Source organism: Aphanizomenon flos-aquae FACHB-1287, from assembly GCF_014698755.1.
Lineage (GTDB): Bacteria > Cyanobacteriota > Cyanobacteriia > Cyanobacteriales > Nostocaceae > Dolichospermum > Dolichospermum flosaquae.
This window is the reverse complement of record NZ_JACJTO010000022.1, coordinates 26,172-43,345: the sequence shown is the minus strand read 5'-3', so window position 1 is coordinate 43,345 and position 17,174 is coordinate 26,172. Positions and strand designations below refer to the sequence as shown.

The following is a 17,174-nucleotide window of genomic DNA, read 5'->3' as shown; positions in this document are numbered from 1 at the left end:
AAGAGCGCGTAATTCGCTAGTGGATAAATAAAACAGGTCAATTAACAATTGTTGACCGAAAAGATAACCAGATGGTGGGAACTGAACCCAAACTTTAAAATTCTTCATAAACATAATCACTATGTTACCATCTGGATGGTTTAAGACAAATCAAACTTGGCGTTTAGGTATAAAGGCCAACAACCGTAGAGTCTCTAAATTTGGTGGTTGAGGAGAGAACAATAGTGCAAGATAGCATATCAATGTCAGAACCAAATCTATATTCACAGCGCAGCCAGCCCCAGCACATCCGTATAGGAGTGATTGGTGTTGGTAACATGGGACAGCATCACACCCGCATCCTGAGTTTCATGAAGGATGTGGAACTAGTAGGCGTTTCCGATATTAACGTGGAACGTGGGTTAGAAACTGCCAGCAAATACAAAGTCCGGTTTTTTGAAGATTACTGTGACTTACTGCCCCATGTAGATGCAATTTGTGTAGCCGTACCTACACGACTACATTATGCTGTGGGCATCAATTGTTTGTTAGCAGGAATCCATGTTTTAATTGAAAAACCGATAGCGGCTAGTATTTCTGAGGCCGAATCTTTAGTAAATGCTGCGGCAGAATCACAGTGTATTTTGCAAGTGGGTCACATTGAGCGATTCAATCCCGCGTTTAGGGAACTGAGCCAAGTTCTGAAAACAGAGGAAGTTTTGGCTTTAGAAGCTCACCGCATGAGTCCTTATTCAGCGCGGGCAAATGATGTTTCCGTAGTGCTGGATTTAATGATCCATGATATTGATTTGTTGCTAGAATTAGCCGGCTCACCGGTGGTGAAATTGACTGCTAGTGGGACTCGTTCTTTAGACTCAGGTTATTTAGATTATGTAACTGCGACCTTAGGTTTTGCTAATGGTATTGTTGCTACTCTTACAGCCAGCAAAGTTACTCACCGGAAAATTCGCCGCTTAGTTGCCCATTGTAAAAATTCATTTACAGAAGCAGATTTTCTCAATAATGAAATTTTAGTACATCGGCAAACCCCGATCAATCCTCTAGTTGATCATCAAAAAGTCCTTTATAGACAAGATGGTTTAATCGAAAAGGTTTATACCAGTAATATTCAGCCTCTGAGTGCCGAGTTAGAGCATTTTGTTAACTGTGTCCGTGGAGGCAATCAGCCCTCTGTTGGTGGTGAACAAGCTCTTAAAGCTTTACGTCTGGCTAGTTTAATTGATCAGATGGCTTTAGAAGAAAGAGTCTGGAATCCATTAGAATGGTCTTCAGAGTCGAGGGTTCAATCTTTGACATCAACTATTTAGCTAGTATATTTAGCTAAAACTGGCAGTGGGGGAAATTAATCATTTTTTCTCTCACTACTGAAATGATAGGTGATTAAGGGGGATTTTCTAGGACTTATTTCGGCAATTCAATTAAAGAAAGTAGGACTGCTATAGTCTTGATTTTTTGGACAGTCAATTACAAGGGTAAAAATACCAAATCAGGAAGAAAATCTGATCATTTACCCAAAACTGCCATCAAAAATGCTAAATCATAGAAAATTGACCATTGCCGATTATCAATTTTGACGTATTTCTGGTTACACTTAACCCAGTCTAAATTTTTTTTTGTAGCTCACCTTTTTGTAAGATGAGCATGATAACTTTTTAAAGAGGAGCTTTCATGACAGACCAACCGCCCGTAGCTAATCCCATGAATGCCGCTGCCGTTCCCATGAACCGTCAACCAGCAGCCACAGCAATCAATACTGCTAGTGCTGTAAATTCTGGAAAGCCCAGCAGCAATATTACTGGCAAAACTATTCTCAGTGTGGATTTAGGTAGAACCTCTACAAAGACTTGTGTGAGCCGTGAACCTAATCATGTGGCTTTCATTCCTGCTAATGTGAAACAAACATCAATTGAGCAAATTCGTGGTGGCGTATTTGAGGCTAAGGCAACTGACCCGCTCATGGATTTGTGGTTGGAGTATCAAGGTAGTGGCTATGCTGTGGGGCAGTTAGCTGCCGATTTTGGGGCAAATCTTGGCGTTGGCCAATCTAAGGTAGAAGATGCTCTGGTGAAGGTGTTGTCCTCTGCGGGCTACTTTAAACTCAAGGATGAAATTGCTGTTGTCCTGGGTCTACCTTTCCTATCTTTGGAACAATTTGAAAAGGAAAAGGCACAGTTAATTGGTTTGCTAACTGGAACCCATGTGTTAAATTTCCGGGGGGAATCAATATCATTGCATATTTCCAAAGTCTGGATTATGCCTGAAGGATATGGTAGTTTGCTATGGTCAGAAACTCAACCTAATAAAGCCGTAACATCTCCCGATTTTACTAAGATATCTGTAGGTATTGTTGATATTGGTCACCAAACTATTGATATGCTCATGGTGGACAATTTCCGTTTTGCTAGAGGTGCTTCTACAAGTGAAGACTTTGGTATGAGCAAGTTTTATGAAATGGTGGCTAAGGAAATACCCGGTGCTGATAGTCAGTCTTTAGCATTGATTTCTGCGGTTAATAAACCTAAAGGGGAACGTTTCTACCGTCCCAAAGGCTCTAGCACTCCCGCTAATTTAGATGATTTTCTGCCTAATCTGATAGAAATGTTTTCACGGGAAATTTGTTCTCGTGTGTTAGCGTGGTTGCCAGAGCGGGTGACAGATGTGATTATTACTGGTGGCGGTGGAGAGTTTTTCTGGGAAGATGTCCAACGTCTGCTCAAAGAAGCTAAAATCAATGCTTACTTAGCTGCACCTTCTCGGCAAGCTAATGCCTTGGGTCAGTATATTTACGGAGAAGCGCAATTATCTGCAGCTAGTCGCTCTGTTAGGTCATAAAACTAATGTTTCAATGGTCAAAAAAGGTAGTTAAGTCCGTTACATTCAATCCAGAAATTGCTGATGAGAGCTTGTTGGCGCAGGTGGAAAGCTACTTAGAGGTACAGCCAAATAAAACTTTCAGTGACCTGTGTAAGGAGGCACTATGGAAGTTTTTGTGTGTCCCAGAAAGTGCACAACTAGCTTCTAAAAAAGCAAATGGAACTACGGTTGAACAGCAAATCGGTGAGATACAAAATCAAATGGCTGGTTTTGAGAAACGTTTTTCTGCGCGGGAGTCTCATCGTTTGGAGGCGATAGAAGGTCAAATGTTGCAACTTACTCAACAAGTGGCAAAATTGGCAATCATCCTCAACCAGCAAGCGCTTAATTATGTTCCTCCTATGGTTGATAGCGTAGGTGTGGTGCAGTCCGTACCTGAACCTGAACCTCAAGAGGTAGACCCTGTAATTAATCGTATTGGTCAGTTTCTTGATGATTTCTAAGAAAAAACCTGGTTTTTGCTTGTGTTTACTTTAGAGAAAAAACTCTTAATTAAACTACCATATATCCCACCAAATAATGCTAAAATGGCTTATAGGTGGGATATTTTGTGTAAATATCAAAAGCATTATCGTAACAACAAAATTAGAATAAGCGTCTTCTAATTTACATTGCCATTGTATCGTTTCCTGGTCTAATGAAGTATACATTAATTTATTTCCTGTTCCCTAAAACTAAAAAACTTTGTATCTCATGAGCATGGGAACTGCTATCAACCTTTGACTGCTCATGTTGAAAATCGTTGAATTTTCCAGAAATAGCTAGATAGTAAATTTGTGACAATATGAGCAACAATTGGTAATAACAAGTTGCCACTTAATAGGGCACTATAACCGAGAATCACCCCAATAATGGTTGCCCAAATTACATAAGGCCATTGTTGGAGACCGCTAAGGTGCAAAACTCCAAAACAAAGACTTGATACTATTACAGCCAGATGATTTCCACCTAAAGCGGGTATCATTACACCCCGAAATAATAATTCCTCACTTAACCCAGGGAGTAATCCTAACCAAATTAAATCTGGTAAAGCTAAAGGTTGAAGAACCATTTTTAGATAATAATCAGCACTTTGACGATAGGGAGAGGAAAAGCGATAAGCTAAACCACTTAATATGGTTATGATTATACCTAAACCAATTCCTAATAATAAATGCTGTTCGTGCCAGTACCACTTAAAAAGGAGAATATTACCCGAGCCCAACCATAATTTAGCAACTATCCAGAGAGTAATTGCCGTTACACCCATTGCTACTAAAACCTGGGTGCGTGTTAGGTAGGGGATTTCTGGTTGTTGATTTTTTTGTTCAATCACAGGATTTTAAAAAAATAATTGGTTAATTGTTAATTGTTAATGACCAAGGATTGATACCGACTTTATGAGCAACTAATACCCCTACAGCCTCTAAATATGAGTTTACCTGCAAGGTGGGAATTCCTAACATGGGAGCAGAAACTTGTATCAAAGTTTTATTTTCTGCGACTGTAATTATTTGACATCGTTTCTGGCTTAGGCTCAATAAAGCACTACCTCCACAGGCAGTGGCGGGAATAATTACAGCATCAACTTGATCTGCCCAGATATCAGTGGATAAAGAATTATGATTTTCTGTATTAACGATAAATTGCGGGGCGTTACTTAAACCAACTAAAACGCAAGGTAAGAATGTGTAGCCTATTTCTTCAGCCGCTGCCCTAGGTGATAAATTAGGGGATCCAGGGGTGCTAGAAAGGGCAGGAGCATGGGCGCAGGGAATTTTAAAGGTGCGAACTAATAAATGGCTAATGACGGCTTCTGCACCAGCTAGAGGGTCTACTCCTTGACCTTGGCGATAGTTTTGAACTGCGTTTTCGTCCATATCGTCGGGAAATCGGGCAATAACTGCGATCGCTTCGGCTTTTTCTTCTATAATTAATTTATCGGCAGCCCGTAATAAACTATCAGGATTTCCTATTGTTCCCCAACTAGCACCTGATGAAGAAGTCCGTAATTCTACGTTTAAAGGACTATCGGTAATAACATGATTTGTAATATTTAATCCTAGGGTTGCTCTGGCTGCGTCGGCTACTTGCAAGTGTCGCAGCATTAATTCCGGTTCAATCCCCTGGTCTAAAAGTAAACCTACCCTATTACTCCGAACGGGACGTAAACCCCATTCTCCAGCCGCAAATTTGTCTAAAGCATAACCTTCGACATATAAGGTATTGGGAAGATTCCAGTATAAGCTCGCACCATTTAGGACATTGGGGTGAGTAATCAAGCGATCGCAAACCTGTGATATAACTTTAGCTACTGGTAACCCATCACCAGCATAACCGCCAATCGCTGCCCCAATGCCGGTAGGTATGATTAAAATTACGGTGTATGGTTTCTGAATAGATATCACAGGTTTTTATTTCGCGTCAAGACGCAAAGGATAAATCTAAGCGGTAACTACAGCTTCTACTGTTGCGGTTTGTTCTTCTTCATTAACAGCAGTGATAGACCAACGCAGAGGTTCACCTTGTTTTTGTAGTTCTGCTGTAATAGCTTTTTCTAGCTCAATTGTGGTTTCTTGTAATTCGATTTCAGCGGTAATAAAGTGAGTTGTCATTATTCTCAATCCTTTGTGTTTGTGCTTTCTAGAATACAGTAACTTTTTAGTAATTGCTAATTAATAATTATCTACCCCTTCCCAAATTGTGCTTGATAAACAATGTCTTCTTTTTCGGTTTCAATTTTTAAATTAGAAAGAGGTTTAGCAACACAAAGTAGTGCATAGCCCTGTTTCTGCAAATCTGGACTTACACCCATACCATCCGCTTGATCTACAGTTCCTTGTGTAATCAAAGCTGCACAAGTTGTACAAACACCAGCACCGCAAGAAGTTGGTAAGTCTAAACCAGTAGAGGAAGCGGCCGCGAGGATAGTTTGATCTTCAGGAACTTGTAAAGTATATGTTGTACCTTGGTGGTTAATTTCTACGGTGTAAATATTGGACATATAAAGCAGCAGTTGTTGAGAACAGACAAATATCTTATTCTACCTGATAATATATAACAATATTGTCTAACTTGAGAAAATTTTCTGAGTTTCTTAGAAAGGACATAACTCATGTATTCCCAACAAAGCAGAAAAAATAGCTATCAAATCCGTAAAAAACATTTTAATAACATAGCCGTTTTGACTTATTGACATCCCCAAGCTGCTGAGATTTGAAAAGCCATGATTGATGTATCAAATATTTTTGACCCCACCCTAACCCTCTCCAAAGCATAGGGGAGGGAACTGGATTTTCTTGTTTCCCCCCTTCATAAGGGGGGACTAAAGGGGGTAAAAATGTGATCAGAATTACGGGATAGCACTTTTAAAACATTCTCTGAGACTGAGAATGGGGAGTGTCAAAGAAAACTATTAAAGTTCTCGAACTACAGGTTTACCGTCAATAACTTCACCAACAAGAACAATATCTGCACAATTGACAAAAATGCCATTTTCTAAAACACCGGGAATATTATTCAGTGTTTTTTCCAGGTTTACAGGGTCGTCAATATGATCAAATGTGACATCTAAAATCATGTTACCTTGGTCAGTAATTACAGGTCCTGCTTTTCTCACACCCATACGCAATTCTGGTTTACCACCAAGTGCTTTAATAGCATTAGTAACAGGGGTAAGTGCCATAGGAATAACTTCCACGGGGACAGCAAATACAGAACCGAGTTTATCTACCAATTTACCACTATCAACGACAACGATAAACTGTGCGGCCAGGTAATCTACAACTTTTTCGCGGGTATGTGCAGCACCACCACCCTTAATCAAATTTTTGTGGGGGTCTACTTCGTCTGCACCATCTATAGCAATATCAATATGGTCTACAGCGTCTAAAGTTGTGAGGGGAACACCATACTCTTTTGCTAATACTTCTGATTGAAATGAGGTGGGGATACCGACAATATCCTTGAGTTCCCCTGATTTAAGGCGTTCTCCCAAATATTGAATGGTGTAAGCTGTAGTTGAGCCTGTACCCAAACCAACTATTGAACCAGATTTTACCAAATTGGCGGCGGCTTTGCCAACTTCTTGCTTCATCAATTTAACGGGGTCTGCTGGTATGGACATTCTTTAACTCCTGAAAAGTTTACGCAATCAAATATACTATCACTGATGACTATACTACAGAATCAGTAATAGAATGTTACGCTTTTGCACTTTTGTGAACGGTTTAATGATTCCTCTAAATTTTCCGTATATTTATGGGTGCACTATTTTGTAATTTTGTCAATGCGTTAAAATCTGACTTTTAGGGGATTTTTATTGGTTTATTTAGATATTTTTGTATAAAATATAAGTGCTGAAAATATTTAGGTTAAATAATACTAATAAGTTATGGAAGATAATGAGCTAAAGTCAAGGCATGAAAAGAGAAATTACCTAATTTATCTTGTTACCCCGTTTCTTCTGATTGTCCTCGCGGTTATACTGATTCTTCTTGCACTCTTGGAAGACTAGTATAGTACGTTTCATGTTAATAAACGCTTCTATTTAAATTAATAGGCAAAAGTGACAAAATTGCAGCAATTATGTCCCTTTTTTTTGGCTATTTTTAATCCGTAATTGTCTATTTTTTAGTGATATTTTCAACTTAAAAGGGCAAGTTTACGGATATTTGTGCGGAAAATGCTGTTATCATCAAGCTATTGAAAGTGACAAAACTGAAACAATTATGTCACTTTTATTTTGTCTAAGTCTCTAGACAGAGGTTTTTATTTTTAATAAGATGTAGTCGGGAAATAAAGAATAACAACCCTAACAAATTAATTCACCTACAGACTTCTGAGGAAAATTAACATGAATAATCATCGTCTTGAAATCAATGACCTAATTGATAGTGCTGTTAATAATGCAGTAGCGCGTCGTAATGAGGCTCTAGCATCTGTATCTGACGAAGAAGCTAAAAACGTTTCTGGTGGTATAGCTCTTACCACAAGCGGTGCGAGACTCATCAAACCCATAATATGTGGAATAATCATCCGTGAGCCTATCACAATAGGAAAAATCGCACGTCCAACTGATGTTCGTTTGGCATAAAAATCCTCTTATTTGGAGGCTAAAAGGATGAAAGAAATTGCTGAAAAAACTACACTTTGCCCCAGTGCTAGACCAGAACCAGGGGAAAGTTTTGTTTTCGGTATCATTGGTGGAACAGTAGCAGAACCTCGTGTAGCTTATCTGAAACAGCCTCAACCTATCACAGATGAATTAATAGCTAAAGTTAGTCCTGTGACACCAGCGGAAGTATTTCGTACAGCTTCAACTTGTGCCACAAATGGTTGTCAACATTTTGATGGGAAAAATTGTGGTTTAGCTACACGAATTGTCGAAAACTTACCGACAGTAGGAGAGGAATTACCTCCCTGTTCTATACGTCGTGATTGTCGTTGGTGGCAACAGGAAGGGAAAGCAGCTTGTATGCGTTGTCCGCAAGTAATTACGGATAATTACAATGCTTCTGAATTGTCAATTCACGTGGCCACACCAACGGCTTGTTAACTGAATATTTTGCACCATAATCTGAATTTCCGATTTTTTCTAGATTTTTTGACTTTTTAAAACCAAGGAGAATACGAAGATGGCTAAGATTCAAATTGCTGACTTGCATAGTGAAAACTTTGTTGAACTGACTGCTGAAGAACAATCTTTAATTCAAGGTGGTATTTGGCCTTGGGTTGTTGCTGCTGCTGTTTATGTTATAAACCATTGGTCCGATATTAAAAAAGGTGTTTCTGATGCTTGCAATGGAAATTAACTAATTAAAAGTTGCCTTTTTGTTTTGCAGAAATCAATTGTTATTAGTGTGGAGAAAATTAACATCATGAAAGGTAGAATCAGCATTCTAGATATCAATTCAGACTACTTGCAAGAATTAACAGAGGATAGTTTTATTAATTCGATTTTTGGCGGTAAACCAACACCAGAAACTAGCTTTGCTTATGACGTAGCTTGGGCAGTTACTAAAGCCGTTAAATGGGTAGTGGGTCTGTTTTAATCTCAGAATTTGAGTAGTGTAATCTCAGAGCATAAAACCAATTTTCACAACTCCAATTGGGATAGGTACAGCCCTGATTACAAGTGGTTCAGCTATAATTATAGCTGGGGAGAAGCGGTAGGGTTTTTTTCTCGTTCCCAGTCTCCGACTGGGAATGCTACCTAGAGGCTCTGCCTCCGTGACTTAGTATCAATGAAGGCAGAGCCTTCTGTAATTCATTCCCATACAGAGTATGGGAACGACAACTAATGCTAAATCTATTCGATTAGCCGTATGATCTAAAAGATATTGCCTTAAACCAGTCATGGCCACCCGAAAAAGGCTAAAAATCAACAATCCTATTCCTACTGCTGTCAGGGTCAGTTCTGACCGTTGTACCACTACCCGATCTAAAATTAATTGGGTAAATAAGGGGGTAATTAAGCCAAATATCTGGATAAATATGGAAGCGATAAATACTTCCAACATGACTACAGAATGGGGTTTTATTAACTCGAAAAACTGCCAAAAAGGTGTAGATGTCTCTTTCGTTTCTTTGAGCATTGCTGTCGGTTGTAACAACAATGTATAACCAGTCCAGTCGCTGTTAAATTCCTCATGGGTGAGGGTGCGTTGACCAATAGCAGGGTCTGCCACAATTACATATTTAGGGGTAATTTCGTAGACCACTATGTAATGTTTGCCTTCCCAATGAACAATAGCAGGTAATTTTTGCTTTGCTAACTGCTTTAAACTAGCTTTGACAGGTCTAGTAGCAAAACCTAGACTTTCTGCTGCTGTTAATAACCCTCGCAAAGATGCACCATTGCGGTCTACATTGGCAATATCACGGAGACGATTTACACTAAAACGTTTCCCCCAATACCTGGACACCATCACTAAACAAGCTGCTCCGCAGTCAGAACCACTTTGTTGAGCAAAGAATGGATAGCGCCCCATTACCTTTTGCCATAAATGCCCCACCCGTTGTCTGGGACTGGGAAAATAGGCTTTATTAATTTTTGATTCTGAGGTTAAATAGGGGGTTGAATCTGAATTTGAATTGTCGTTTTCTGGTGGGTTTAGTTTTATCGGTGCATAATCTGCTTGTATAATCTGCGTTTCTGGGGAGTATGCTTTCTGCCATAAATGTTCTCGAATTTGGGGATACTTGGCTATTAATGGCAACAGTAACTTTTCTGGCAAGAAACATAACTGTAAATTTGCTGAAGCTCTGGCTCCATAAGTCTGAAATTTAGATTCGGGAAACAAGGTAAATTCACCGAAAGATTCTCCAGGCTCTAGAGTAGTAATTAATTCATCTCTATCATCTAATAGTCTGACTTTGCCCGTAATGATAATGTAAATGCCCGGTTCAACATTCTTTCCTGTCCAGAATTTGCCGACTTTAGGGTTAATAGGTTGAAGTTCAGGAAGATAGTGATAAAATTCTTCTGTGGTCAGTGAATACCCTAATATATTGTTGATTTGTTGCAGAGATACTAATTGAGCGGAGATATTGTGCACCATAAATGTCTAAATCCTTTACTGCTTTGTGAGAATTAATAAGTATAATTTCGGAGGAATCGGCGGTATTTGTTTTTTTAAGGTCAGCAATGGCTATTTTGGGTTCTGCGGCTGATTTTGGGCTGTTTTGTCCGTTATGGCTCGATTTTCGTCGAGTGGATAAACCCATTTGTTTGAGAAGTCGCTTAAAATGGCGATCGCTCACTTTAAAGCCAAATTCTTCGCATAGATGTTTCTGTAACCAATTCAATGTCCAGTGTTGAGAACCATAACCATAACCACGAGGATTACTGTAAAATAATTCTTTTAATCGTTGTAAGTATTCATTACTAACTAATTTAGGGCGACCAATCGGACAATCTTGCCATTGATGCACCATTCCCTGACGAGCTATGTGTATCCAATGTCTAGCAGTTGCGGGACAACACCCCAAAATTTGACAAATTTCTGCTTGAGTTATCCCCTCGTCCGCTAACAACATGATTTGAATCCGTTGACGCTGAGATTCAGGACAATCTTCTTGTAATGATTCTAACAGCATTTCCCGCTCAGAATCTGTTAAAAAGTTACCTAAAGAATTGCTTCCCGCTCTATTACTACTTGTCCATGGATATGTATACATAAACGGTTCTGTAAAAATTGAACTACCCAAGCATCCTAATTATTTCTTAATGAGAAATTGCTCTTATCTATTCATATCACAGGCATATTACAATACCAATACTGTCTTCATACAATTTATCTTCCGCTTGCTCCCGACCAGTGTAATAATCTACAATGTACTGATTCAGTGATTGACTCAATTGCCTTCAGTCTAGATGGTAAAATATTAGCTGCTGGGAATAGAGATACAACCGTGACTCTGTTTCCCTGAGCTTAAGTTGCTAATAATCAGGGTAAATAAGGAAGTCTGCAATCTGAGGATAATGTAAATGCTACTATATTTAAGAATTGAAAATTTTGCCTTAATTGATCATCTAGAATTAGATTTTGGTGCCGGTTTGAATGTATTAACAGGAGAAACCGGAGCAGGAAAATCAATTATATTAGATGCAATTGATGCAGTTTTAGGTGGTAAAGTCTCCAGTCGAGTAATTCGGACTGGCACAAATAGAGCTATAGTAGAAGCAACTTTTAGCGTTACTCCTCCTCTAACTGCTTGGTTAAACGAACAGGAAATTGATTTAACAGATGATCATGTTGTAATAATTAGTCGAGAAATTGCCACCACCATCAGTAATATACGCAGTAGATCACGGGTAAATGGAGTCCTGGTAAATCGCCCCTTAATGGGAGGATTACGGGATCATTTAGTAGAAATTACAGCACAAGGGCAAACCGTACAGGTAGGACAATCTGCTCAGGTTCGAGATTGGTTAGATTTATATGGTGGTGATGCTTTGTTGCAAAAACGACAAAATGTCGCTGCTGCTTTTATTATCTATCAACAAGCCCGTCAAGCACTAGAAAAACGCCGGACATCAGAACGGGAAAGGCTGCAACAATTGGATTTACTCACCTATCAAGTACAAGAACTGGGTGCTGCTAATCTTAATGATACCCAGGAAATGGAACAATTAAATCAAGAACGGGACCGCCTCAATCATGTTGTTGATTTACAACAAATGAGTTATAAAGTCTATCAGGCTTTGTATCAAGATGATCAGGAAACTCGCACCGCTGCTGATTTATTAGCCGATGGAGAGATGATATTAACTCAGATGGTAGAATATGATTCTCAACTACAATCCCTTCTGGAATTGGTGCGAGACGCGGTAGCAGCAGTAATGCAAGTAGGTAGACAAATTAATATTTATGGAGAAGGGTTAGAAGCAGACCCTCAGCGGTTAGAGGAAGTGGAAGAACGGATACGGGAATTAAAACAAATTTGTCGTAAATATGGACCAACTTTGACGGAAGCTATGGCTTATTATGAACGTATTCAAACTGAATTAAATCAATTAAATACTAGTGAACAATCTATCGAAACTTTGGAACAACAAGAACAATTATCTTTACAAACACTCCATCAAATTAGTCAAGAACTCACCCAATTACGACGACAAACTGCAGCTAATTTAGAATCTCAATTATTAGCTGAACTCAAACCTTTAGCCATGGATAAGGTAAAATTCCAAATAGAAATTATCCCCATTTCCCCCAGTTCTACAGGTGCAGATAAAATTACTTTTATGTTTAGTCCTAATCCTGGTGAACCTATTCAACCATTAACAGAAATTGCCTCCGGTGGAGAGATGAGTCGATTTTTACTAGCCTTAAAAGCCTGTTTCCATCAAGGTAATGAAGTGGGAACAATGATATTTGATGAAATTGATGTGGGGGTTTCTGGTAGAGTTGCCCAGGCCATAGCGGAAAAATTGCATCAACTTAGTCAAGAACATCAAGTATTATGTGTAACCCATCAGCCTCTAATTGCCGCCATGGCAGATCATCATTTTCGTGTTGATAAATTAGTAATTAATAAAGTTATTAATAGTGATGATGAACAGCGGACAGTGGTAAGAGTGACAAGTTTAAATAATTTAACTACCCGTCGGGAAGAATTGGCACAATTAGCTGGTGGTAAATCCGCAAATGAAGCAATCTCTTTTGCCGAATCTTTATTATTACAAGCTGCTAATCATCGGGAAAGAGGAAAATAATTTATTAGTTGATAACCATTGGTTTAAATAAATTTCTGCTGGGGTAGGATGATAACCTGCGAATAATTAAAAACGATTTTATCATGTTTTTAGTTTTCAATCAAAAAACTTTTCCAAACAACGCACAAATATTTCTATACCCATTGATAAAGCAGTTTCATCAAAATCAAACCGAGGATGATGATGAGGATAATCTAATTTTTTATCGGGATTTGCAGAACCAAGAAAAAAGTAACAACCAGGAACTTTTTGCAGGAAAAATGACATATCTTCCCCACCCATAGTTTGACATTCACTGAGTACACCAATGGGGGTTTCTACCACTTCTTCCGCTACTGAACGCACTAGTGCAGTTATGGCAGAATCATTGATTACGGGTGGATAAAGATGGTTATAATCTAATTCATAACTTGCACCGTGACTTTGACAAATCCCCTCGATAATTTGTTGAATGCGTTCTTTAAAAAAACCTGCTAAATGAGGATTAAAATACCTCACAGTTCCGCCCATTTTCGCGGTATCAGCAATTACATTAACTGCTGTTCCTGCATGAAATTCGCCCACTGTCACAACTGCTGCATCCAGGGGGTTAACATTACGGGAAACAATGGTTTGTAAAGCATTGACTATTTGTGCCGCTACAACTAGAGAATCTACGGTTTGATGAGGAATTGCTCCGTGTCCACCTTTACCGAAAATAGTACAATGGAACAATTCAACAGCGGCCATTAATGCCCCGTCTCGCACCCCTACTGTCCCCAACGGCAGATTATTCCATAAGTGTAAACCGATAATTGCATCAACATCTGGGTTATTAAGTACACCCGCTGCTATCATCGGTTTTGCGCCACCTGGTCCCTCTTCTGCAGGTTGAAAAATAATTTTTACAGTCCCGCTAAAGTCTTGACGATGGTTATTTAAGTAACAGGCTGTGCCGAGAGCGATCGCTGTATGTCCATCATGTCCACAAGCGTGCATGATACCATCATGTTGAGAACAATAGGAAACCTCGTTGAGTTCTTGAATAGGTAAAGCATCCATATCAGCACGAATTGCTAATACTTTACCCGTCCCGGATTTTTCACCTTTAATAATAGCTACAATTCCCGTTTGAGCAATTTCGATTTGATGTGCAATTCCCCATGATTGCAACTTTTGGGAAATAAACTCAGCGGTGATTTTTTCCTGAAAACCTAATTCTGGTTTTTGGTGAATCTGTCGTCTCCATTCTACTAATTGCGGTTGTAAAGCTCGAATTTCTAACCGCACATTTTGGAGATTTACTGTTGAATTGAGAGGAAATGTAGAAACCATATTTATCAATTAAAAATTAACAATTAAAAAACTCTTCCCAATCACCAATCACCCATTAGCTACAATATATTTCCCAATCCAAATTAGCAGCAACTTCCGCAAGTTTTTGCAAATCTCTGGGATTTTCCAGATAGGGTATACAACCTAAAACGGGTATATTTGTTAATGATTGAATTAACCCTGGTGGAGTTAAATCGGCAATTTCTGCTTCCTGGCGGGGTTGGGTACAATTAAGAATAATCCCCCGGAGATTAATTTTAGTTTGCCTAGCTAATGCTATATTAGCAACAGCTTGAGCGATCGCTCCCAATCTTACAGGCACAACCAAAATGGTCTGTAGTCCCCATGCACCCGCCAAATCAGCCACCGTCAATTCATCAGTAATTGGTGAACCTAAACCCCCTAAAGACTCTACCAGGATAAAATCACGTTGTTTTTGCAAAGCTAACAAAGTCTGCCAAACTAATGCTAAATCAACATAGCGATTTTCCTTAGCAGCAGCTATAGGCGGAGCTAAAGGGGCTTGAAAATACAAAGGTGTAATTTCTGCTGGCGACTGTTCCAGATTAAATAGAGTTTGGTACAGTTCTCTATCTCCTACCCCCGATTGAATTGGCTTCATTATCCCCAAACTGCGCTGAGGATAATATTTTTGCCAATAAGCCGCTAAGGCCGCTGTCACAACAGTTTTACCAGCCTCCGTATCAGTTCCCGTAATCAGTAAAGTATTTAACAAAGTTTTTCGCTAACAATAACAACTTAATTTGCTTCTTTTCATAATTTAGCGTTAATTAGGTTAATTGGTCCCATTAAACCCTGGTGTAGGCGTTTCCGTTGGTGTTTCCGTTGGTGTTTCCGTCGGAGTTGGTGTTTCCGTCGGAGTTGGCGTTTCCGTTGGTGTAGGCGTTTCCGTCGGTGTGGGCGTTTCCGTCGGAGTTGGTGTTTCCGTCGGAGTTGGTGTTTCCGTCGGAGTTGGCGTTTCCGTTGGTGTAGGCACTTCTAAAACCACATCCAAACTATAATTAACCTCCGAAATGTCCCCAGACAAACCTAACCGAATAATATATCTTCCATCACGCGCTAATATTCCCTCATAGGATGTAGATTCTTGATCTTGAGTATTAACAATTTTATTATCAGTTAAAATCGTCAGTACAATACCACTGTTTTCATTCGCAGATACAATTAATTTTTCCCCACTCTTACCTTGGAAACTATATTCAACTAATTCATTTTCTCGTAGTGTTCCCTCAACTTTCGCTTTATTATACTTGTCTAACTTCAGACGTTGACGATTAATCACAAGTTCACTATTAGTCGGCGTGGGTGTAGGCGTTGGTGTTAATGTTATCACACTGGGAATAACAGGGGAAGGAAATGATTGTGGGCTTGTGGTTGTTTCCGCTGCTGGACGAGAGCGATTTTTAAGTGAACTTACCCAAGTCCAAGAACCAACCCCTGCTAAAATAATTACAATACAGCCAATTCCTCCCAACACCCAACTATTATCCAAAAAAGAGCTACTTTGGCTAGAATTAGAAGATTCTGGGGGTTTAGGAGTTGTTGAGATAGGTTCAGGACGATGACCAACAGCAATAGTTTGTAAAGAAGATAAATTAGTAGGAAATTGGCCATTCTGTCCTAAGTTTAGCAGAGCTTGAATAACATCAGCAGCAGTTTGATACCGCATCGCCGGCATATAACTCAACATTCGCTCCAAAACCTGAGCAAATTCTGGTTTCACAGTTACCCATTTTTGCCAATTCCAAGTTAGTTGCTGCTCGTCAAATAAATCTGCGGGTTCTTTCCCCGTCAGCAAAACTATTACCGTCACAGCCAACGCATACAAATCACTACTAGGATATACCCTACCTGTTTGCATCTGCTCACTAGGTGCGTAACCTAATTTACCCACAGTAGTTACTGGTGTAGGACTTGATGATTGTAACTTTGTAGCTAATTCCTTAACTACCCCAAAGTCAATTAACACAGGCAAAAAATCATTTTCCCGTAAAATCATATTCTCTGGAGAAATATCTCGGTGAATAATTCCTTGTCCGTGAATATAACTAAGTACAGGTAATAGACTTTGTAGCAAATGCAATACTTCAGCTTCCGTAAAAGTTGTACCAACCTCTTGGCGTTCTTTGAGTAAATTCCGGTAAGTTTTACCAGCCACAAAATCTTGCACCAAAAATAACTTTTCATTTTGGGCAAATTTTTCTCGAAACTTAGGAATTTGTGGATGTTCAATTTGATACAAGATAGCAGCCTCTCGTTCAAATAACTCCTGTGCTTTTTCTCCAGCAGATGTTCCCGTGATTGGGGCAATTAATTCTTTAAGAACACAAAGCTCATTAAAGCGTCTTTGATCTTCTGCTAGATAGGTTCTACCAAATCCTCCCTGTCCAATAATGTGAATTATGTGGTAACGATTTTGTAGAATAGTACCAACCGTAATCTGTGATTCCATGATCTATGAATTGAATATAATAGCAACTGAACTAGAACTTAGTAAAAACATCACCCACCACCCCACAACATGACCCAAAGTCTTCCAATTGTGGTTTCTGCAATTTTTCTCAGTTACCCCGCCGACAAGGAAGTGTATACTAGAGATAATTCTTGAATTATTATATTCTGAGATTTGGGCTTTAGTCAGGATATGTCTAAGATGGTAGCATATATAATCTAGGAATGTTCGATCTACGGATGATTTTGCCAGTTCTGTGATTCATAACATAAATGATCTAATAATTCCCTATTCCCTAATTCGTTAATTGGC

General features: G+C 39.2%; 17 protein-coding genes and 1 pseudogene. 8 read left to right on the top strand and 10 right to left on the bottom strand.

Features of this window, described 5'->3' with window-relative positions; genetic code table 11:
* Window positions 1-224: 224 nt before the first annotated feature.
* The 3 genes from H6G44_RS11975 to H6G44_RS11965 all read left to right on the top strand — a co-directional run bounded on the left by H6G44_RS11975 (window position 225) and on the right by H6G44_RS11965 (window position 3,317).
* Complete coding sequence (locus tag H6G44_RS11975; RefSeq protein WP_190386820.1) at window positions 225-1,307, top strand: Gfo/Idh/MocA family protein; 1,083 nt, start codon at window positions 225-227, stop codon at window positions 1,305-1,307.
* 361 nt (window positions 1,308-1,668) lie between these two features.
* The gene (locus tag H6G44_RS11970) at window positions 1,669-2,832 is read left to right on the top strand and encodes a ParM/StbA family protein (protein ID WP_190386821.1); all 1,164 of its coding nucleotides are present in this window, start codon (window positions 1,669-1,671) and stop codon (window positions 2,830-2,832) included.
* A gap of 5 nt (window positions 2,833-2,837) precedes the next feature.
* Window positions 2,838-3,317: a plasmid segregation centromere-binding protein ParR gene (locus H6G44_RS11965; RefSeq protein WP_190386822.1), complete on the top strand. Its 480-nt coding sequence runs from the start codon at window positions 2,838-2,840 to the stop codon at window positions 3,315-3,317.
* 284 nt (window positions 3,318-3,601) lie between these two features.
* Here H6G44_RS11965 and H6G44_RS11960 read toward each other — a convergent pair whose 3' ends face one another.
* The 5 genes from H6G44_RS11960 to rpiA all read right to left on the bottom strand — a co-directional run bounded on the left by H6G44_RS11960 (window position 3,602) and on the right by rpiA (window position 6,979).
* Window positions 3,602-4,189 carry a CPBP family intramembrane glutamic endopeptidase gene (locus H6G44_RS11960; protein ID WP_190386823.1) on the bottom strand — a complete coding sequence of 196 codons (588 nt, stop codon included), beginning with the start codon at window positions 4,187-4,189 and terminating at the stop codon, window positions 3,602-3,604.
* 22 nt (window positions 4,190-4,211) lie between these two features.
* The gene (locus H6G44_RS11955) at window positions 4,212-5,252 is read right to left on the bottom strand and encodes a DUF3326 domain-containing protein (RefSeq protein WP_190386858.1); all 1,041 of its coding nucleotides are present in this window, start codon (window positions 5,250-5,252) and stop codon (window positions 4,212-4,214) included.
* A gap of 45 nt (window positions 5,253-5,297) precedes the next feature.
* Entirely contained in the window at window positions 5,298-5,468 is a 171-nt protein-coding gene (locus H6G44_RS11950; protein WP_190386824.1) for a hypothetical protein, read from the bottom strand.
* 71 nt (window positions 5,469-5,539) lie between these two features.
* Window positions 5,540-5,857, bottom strand: a complete 318-nt coding sequence (locus H6G44_RS11945; protein ID WP_190386825.1) for a 2Fe-2S iron-sulfur cluster-binding protein — start codon at window positions 5,855-5,857, stop codon at window positions 5,540-5,542.
* A 411-nt stretch (window positions 5,858-6,268) separates the two neighbouring features.
* Window positions 6,269-6,979, bottom strand: coding sequence for a ribose-5-phosphate isomerase RpiA (rpiA, locus tag H6G44_RS11940; protein WP_190386826.1), 711 nt, complete (start codon window positions 6,977-6,979; stop codon window positions 6,269-6,271).
* 729 nt (window positions 6,980-7,708) lie between these two features.
* Here rpiA and H6G44_RS11935 point away from each other — a divergent pair.
* The 4 genes from H6G44_RS11935 to H6G44_RS11920 all read left to right on the top strand — a co-directional run bounded on the left by H6G44_RS11935 (window position 7,709) and on the right by H6G44_RS11920 (window position 8,906).
* Complete coding sequence (locus H6G44_RS11935) at window positions 7,709-7,948, top strand: hypothetical protein (RefSeq protein WP_242031734.1); 240 nt, start codon at window positions 7,709-7,711, stop codon at window positions 7,946-7,948.
* Between the two features lie 27 nt (window positions 7,949-7,975).
* A complete protein-coding gene (locus H6G44_RS11930) occupies window positions 7,976-8,410 on the top strand; it encodes a nitrogen fixation protein (RefSeq protein WP_190386827.1) in 435 nt (144 codons plus the stop codon).
* A 79-nt stretch (window positions 8,411-8,489) separates the two neighbouring features.
* Window positions 8,490-8,666: a class IIb bacteriocin, lactobin A/cerein 7B family gene (locus H6G44_RS11925; RefSeq protein WP_190386828.1), complete on the top strand. Its 177-nt coding sequence runs from the start codon at window positions 8,490-8,492 to the stop codon at window positions 8,664-8,666.
* Window positions 8,667-8,732: 66 nt separating this feature from the next.
* The gene (locus H6G44_RS11920) at window positions 8,733-8,906 is read left to right on the top strand and encodes a hypothetical protein (RefSeq protein WP_155963756.1); all 174 of its coding nucleotides are present in this window, start codon (window positions 8,733-8,735) and stop codon (window positions 8,904-8,906) included.
* 240 nt (window positions 8,907-9,146) lie between these two features.
* Here the strand turns inward: H6G44_RS11920 and H6G44_RS11915 are convergent.
* A pseudogene (locus tag H6G44_RS11915) lies at window positions 9,147-10,415 on the bottom strand (cysteine peptidase family C39 domain-containing protein); the annotation flags it as partial.
* Window positions 10,315-11,034 (bottom strand): helix-turn-helix domain-containing protein, encoded by a 720-nt coding sequence (locus H6G44_RS11910; protein WP_190386829.1) that lies wholly within the window; start codon window positions 11,032-11,034, stop codon window positions 10,315-10,317. The gene H6G44_RS11910 and the pseudogene H6G44_RS11915, both read right to left, overlap by 101 nt.
* A 310-nt stretch (window positions 11,035-11,344) precedes the next feature.
* Between H6G44_RS11910 and recN the strand changes: the two genes are divergently transcribed.
* Window positions 11,345-13,075, top strand: a complete 1,731-nt coding sequence (gene recN / locus H6G44_RS11905) for a DNA repair protein RecN (protein ID WP_190386830.1) — start codon at window positions 11,345-11,347, stop codon at window positions 13,073-13,075.
* A 96-nt stretch (window positions 13,076-13,171) separates the two neighbouring features.
* Here recN and H6G44_RS11900 read toward each other — a convergent pair whose 3' ends face one another.
* From H6G44_RS11900 to H6G44_RS11890, 3 genes are read right to left on the bottom strand one after another with little or no spacing between them, the layout of a single operon-like run.
* Window positions 13,172-14,389, bottom strand: a complete 1,218-nt coding sequence (locus H6G44_RS11900; RefSeq protein ID WP_190386831.1) for a M20 family metallopeptidase — start codon at window positions 14,387-14,389, stop codon at window positions 13,172-13,174.
* Between the two features lie 55 nt (window positions 14,390-14,444).
* A complete protein-coding gene (gene bioD / locus H6G44_RS11895) occupies window positions 14,445-15,125 on the bottom strand; it encodes a dethiobiotin synthase (protein ID WP_190386832.1) in 681 nt (226 codons plus the stop codon).
* Window positions 15,126-15,185: 60 nt separating this feature from the next.
* A complete protein-coding gene (locus tag H6G44_RS11890; protein WP_190386833.1) occupies window positions 15,186-16,862 on the bottom strand; it encodes a serine/threonine-protein kinase in 1,677 nt (558 codons plus the stop codon).
* Window positions 16,863-17,174 lie beyond the last annotated feature (312 nt).

Bases quoted from the DNA above. Each gene is read 5' to 3' on its own strand.
- H6G44_RS11920 (WP_155963756.1), top strand. From the start codon at position 8,733: ATGAAAGGTAGAATCAGCATTCTAGATATCAATTCAGACTACTTGCAA.
- H6G44_RS11950 (WP_190386824.1), bottom strand. From the start codon at position 5,468: ATGACAACTCACTTTATTACCGCTGAAATCGAATTACAAGAAACCACA.
- H6G44_RS11935 (WP_242031734.1), top strand. From the start codon at position 7,709: ATGAATAATCATCGTCTTGAAATCAATGACCTAATTGATAGTGCTGTT.
- H6G44_RS11910 (WP_190386829.1), bottom strand. From the start codon at position 11,034: ATGTATACATATCCATGGACAAGTAGTAATAGAGCGGGAAGCAATTCT.
- H6G44_RS11930 (WP_190386827.1), top strand. From the start codon at position 7,976: ATGAAAGAAATTGCTGAAAAAACTACACTTTGCCCCAGTGCTAGACCA.
- H6G44_RS11965 (WP_190386822.1), top strand. From the start codon at position 2,838: ATGTTTCAATGGTCAAAAAAGGTAGTTAAGTCCGTTACATTCAATCCA.
- rpiA (WP_190386826.1), bottom strand. From the start codon at position 6,979: ATGTCCATACCAGCAGACCCCGTTAAATTGATGAAGCAAGAAGTTGGC.
- H6G44_RS11900 (WP_190386831.1), bottom strand. From the start codon at position 14,389: ATGGTTTCTACATTTCCTCTCAATTCAACAGTAAATCTCCAAAATGTG.
- H6G44_RS11925 (WP_190386828.1), top strand. From the start codon at position 8,490: ATGGCTAAGATTCAAATTGCTGACTTGCATAGTGAAAACTTTGTTGAA.
- H6G44_RS11945 (WP_190386825.1), bottom strand. From the start codon at position 5,857: ATGTCCAATATTTACACCGTAGAAATTAACCACCAAGGTACAACATAT.
- recN (WP_190386830.1), top strand. From the start codon at position 11,345: ATGCTACTATATTTAAGAATTGAAAATTTTGCCTTAATTGATCATCTA.
- H6G44_RS11890 (WP_190386833.1), bottom strand. From the start codon at position 16,862: ATGGAATCACAGATTACGGTTGGTACTATTCTACAAAATCGTTACCAC.
- H6G44_RS11970 (WP_190386821.1), top strand. From the start codon at position 1,669: ATGACAGACCAACCGCCCGTAGCTAATCCCATGAATGCCGCTGCCGTT.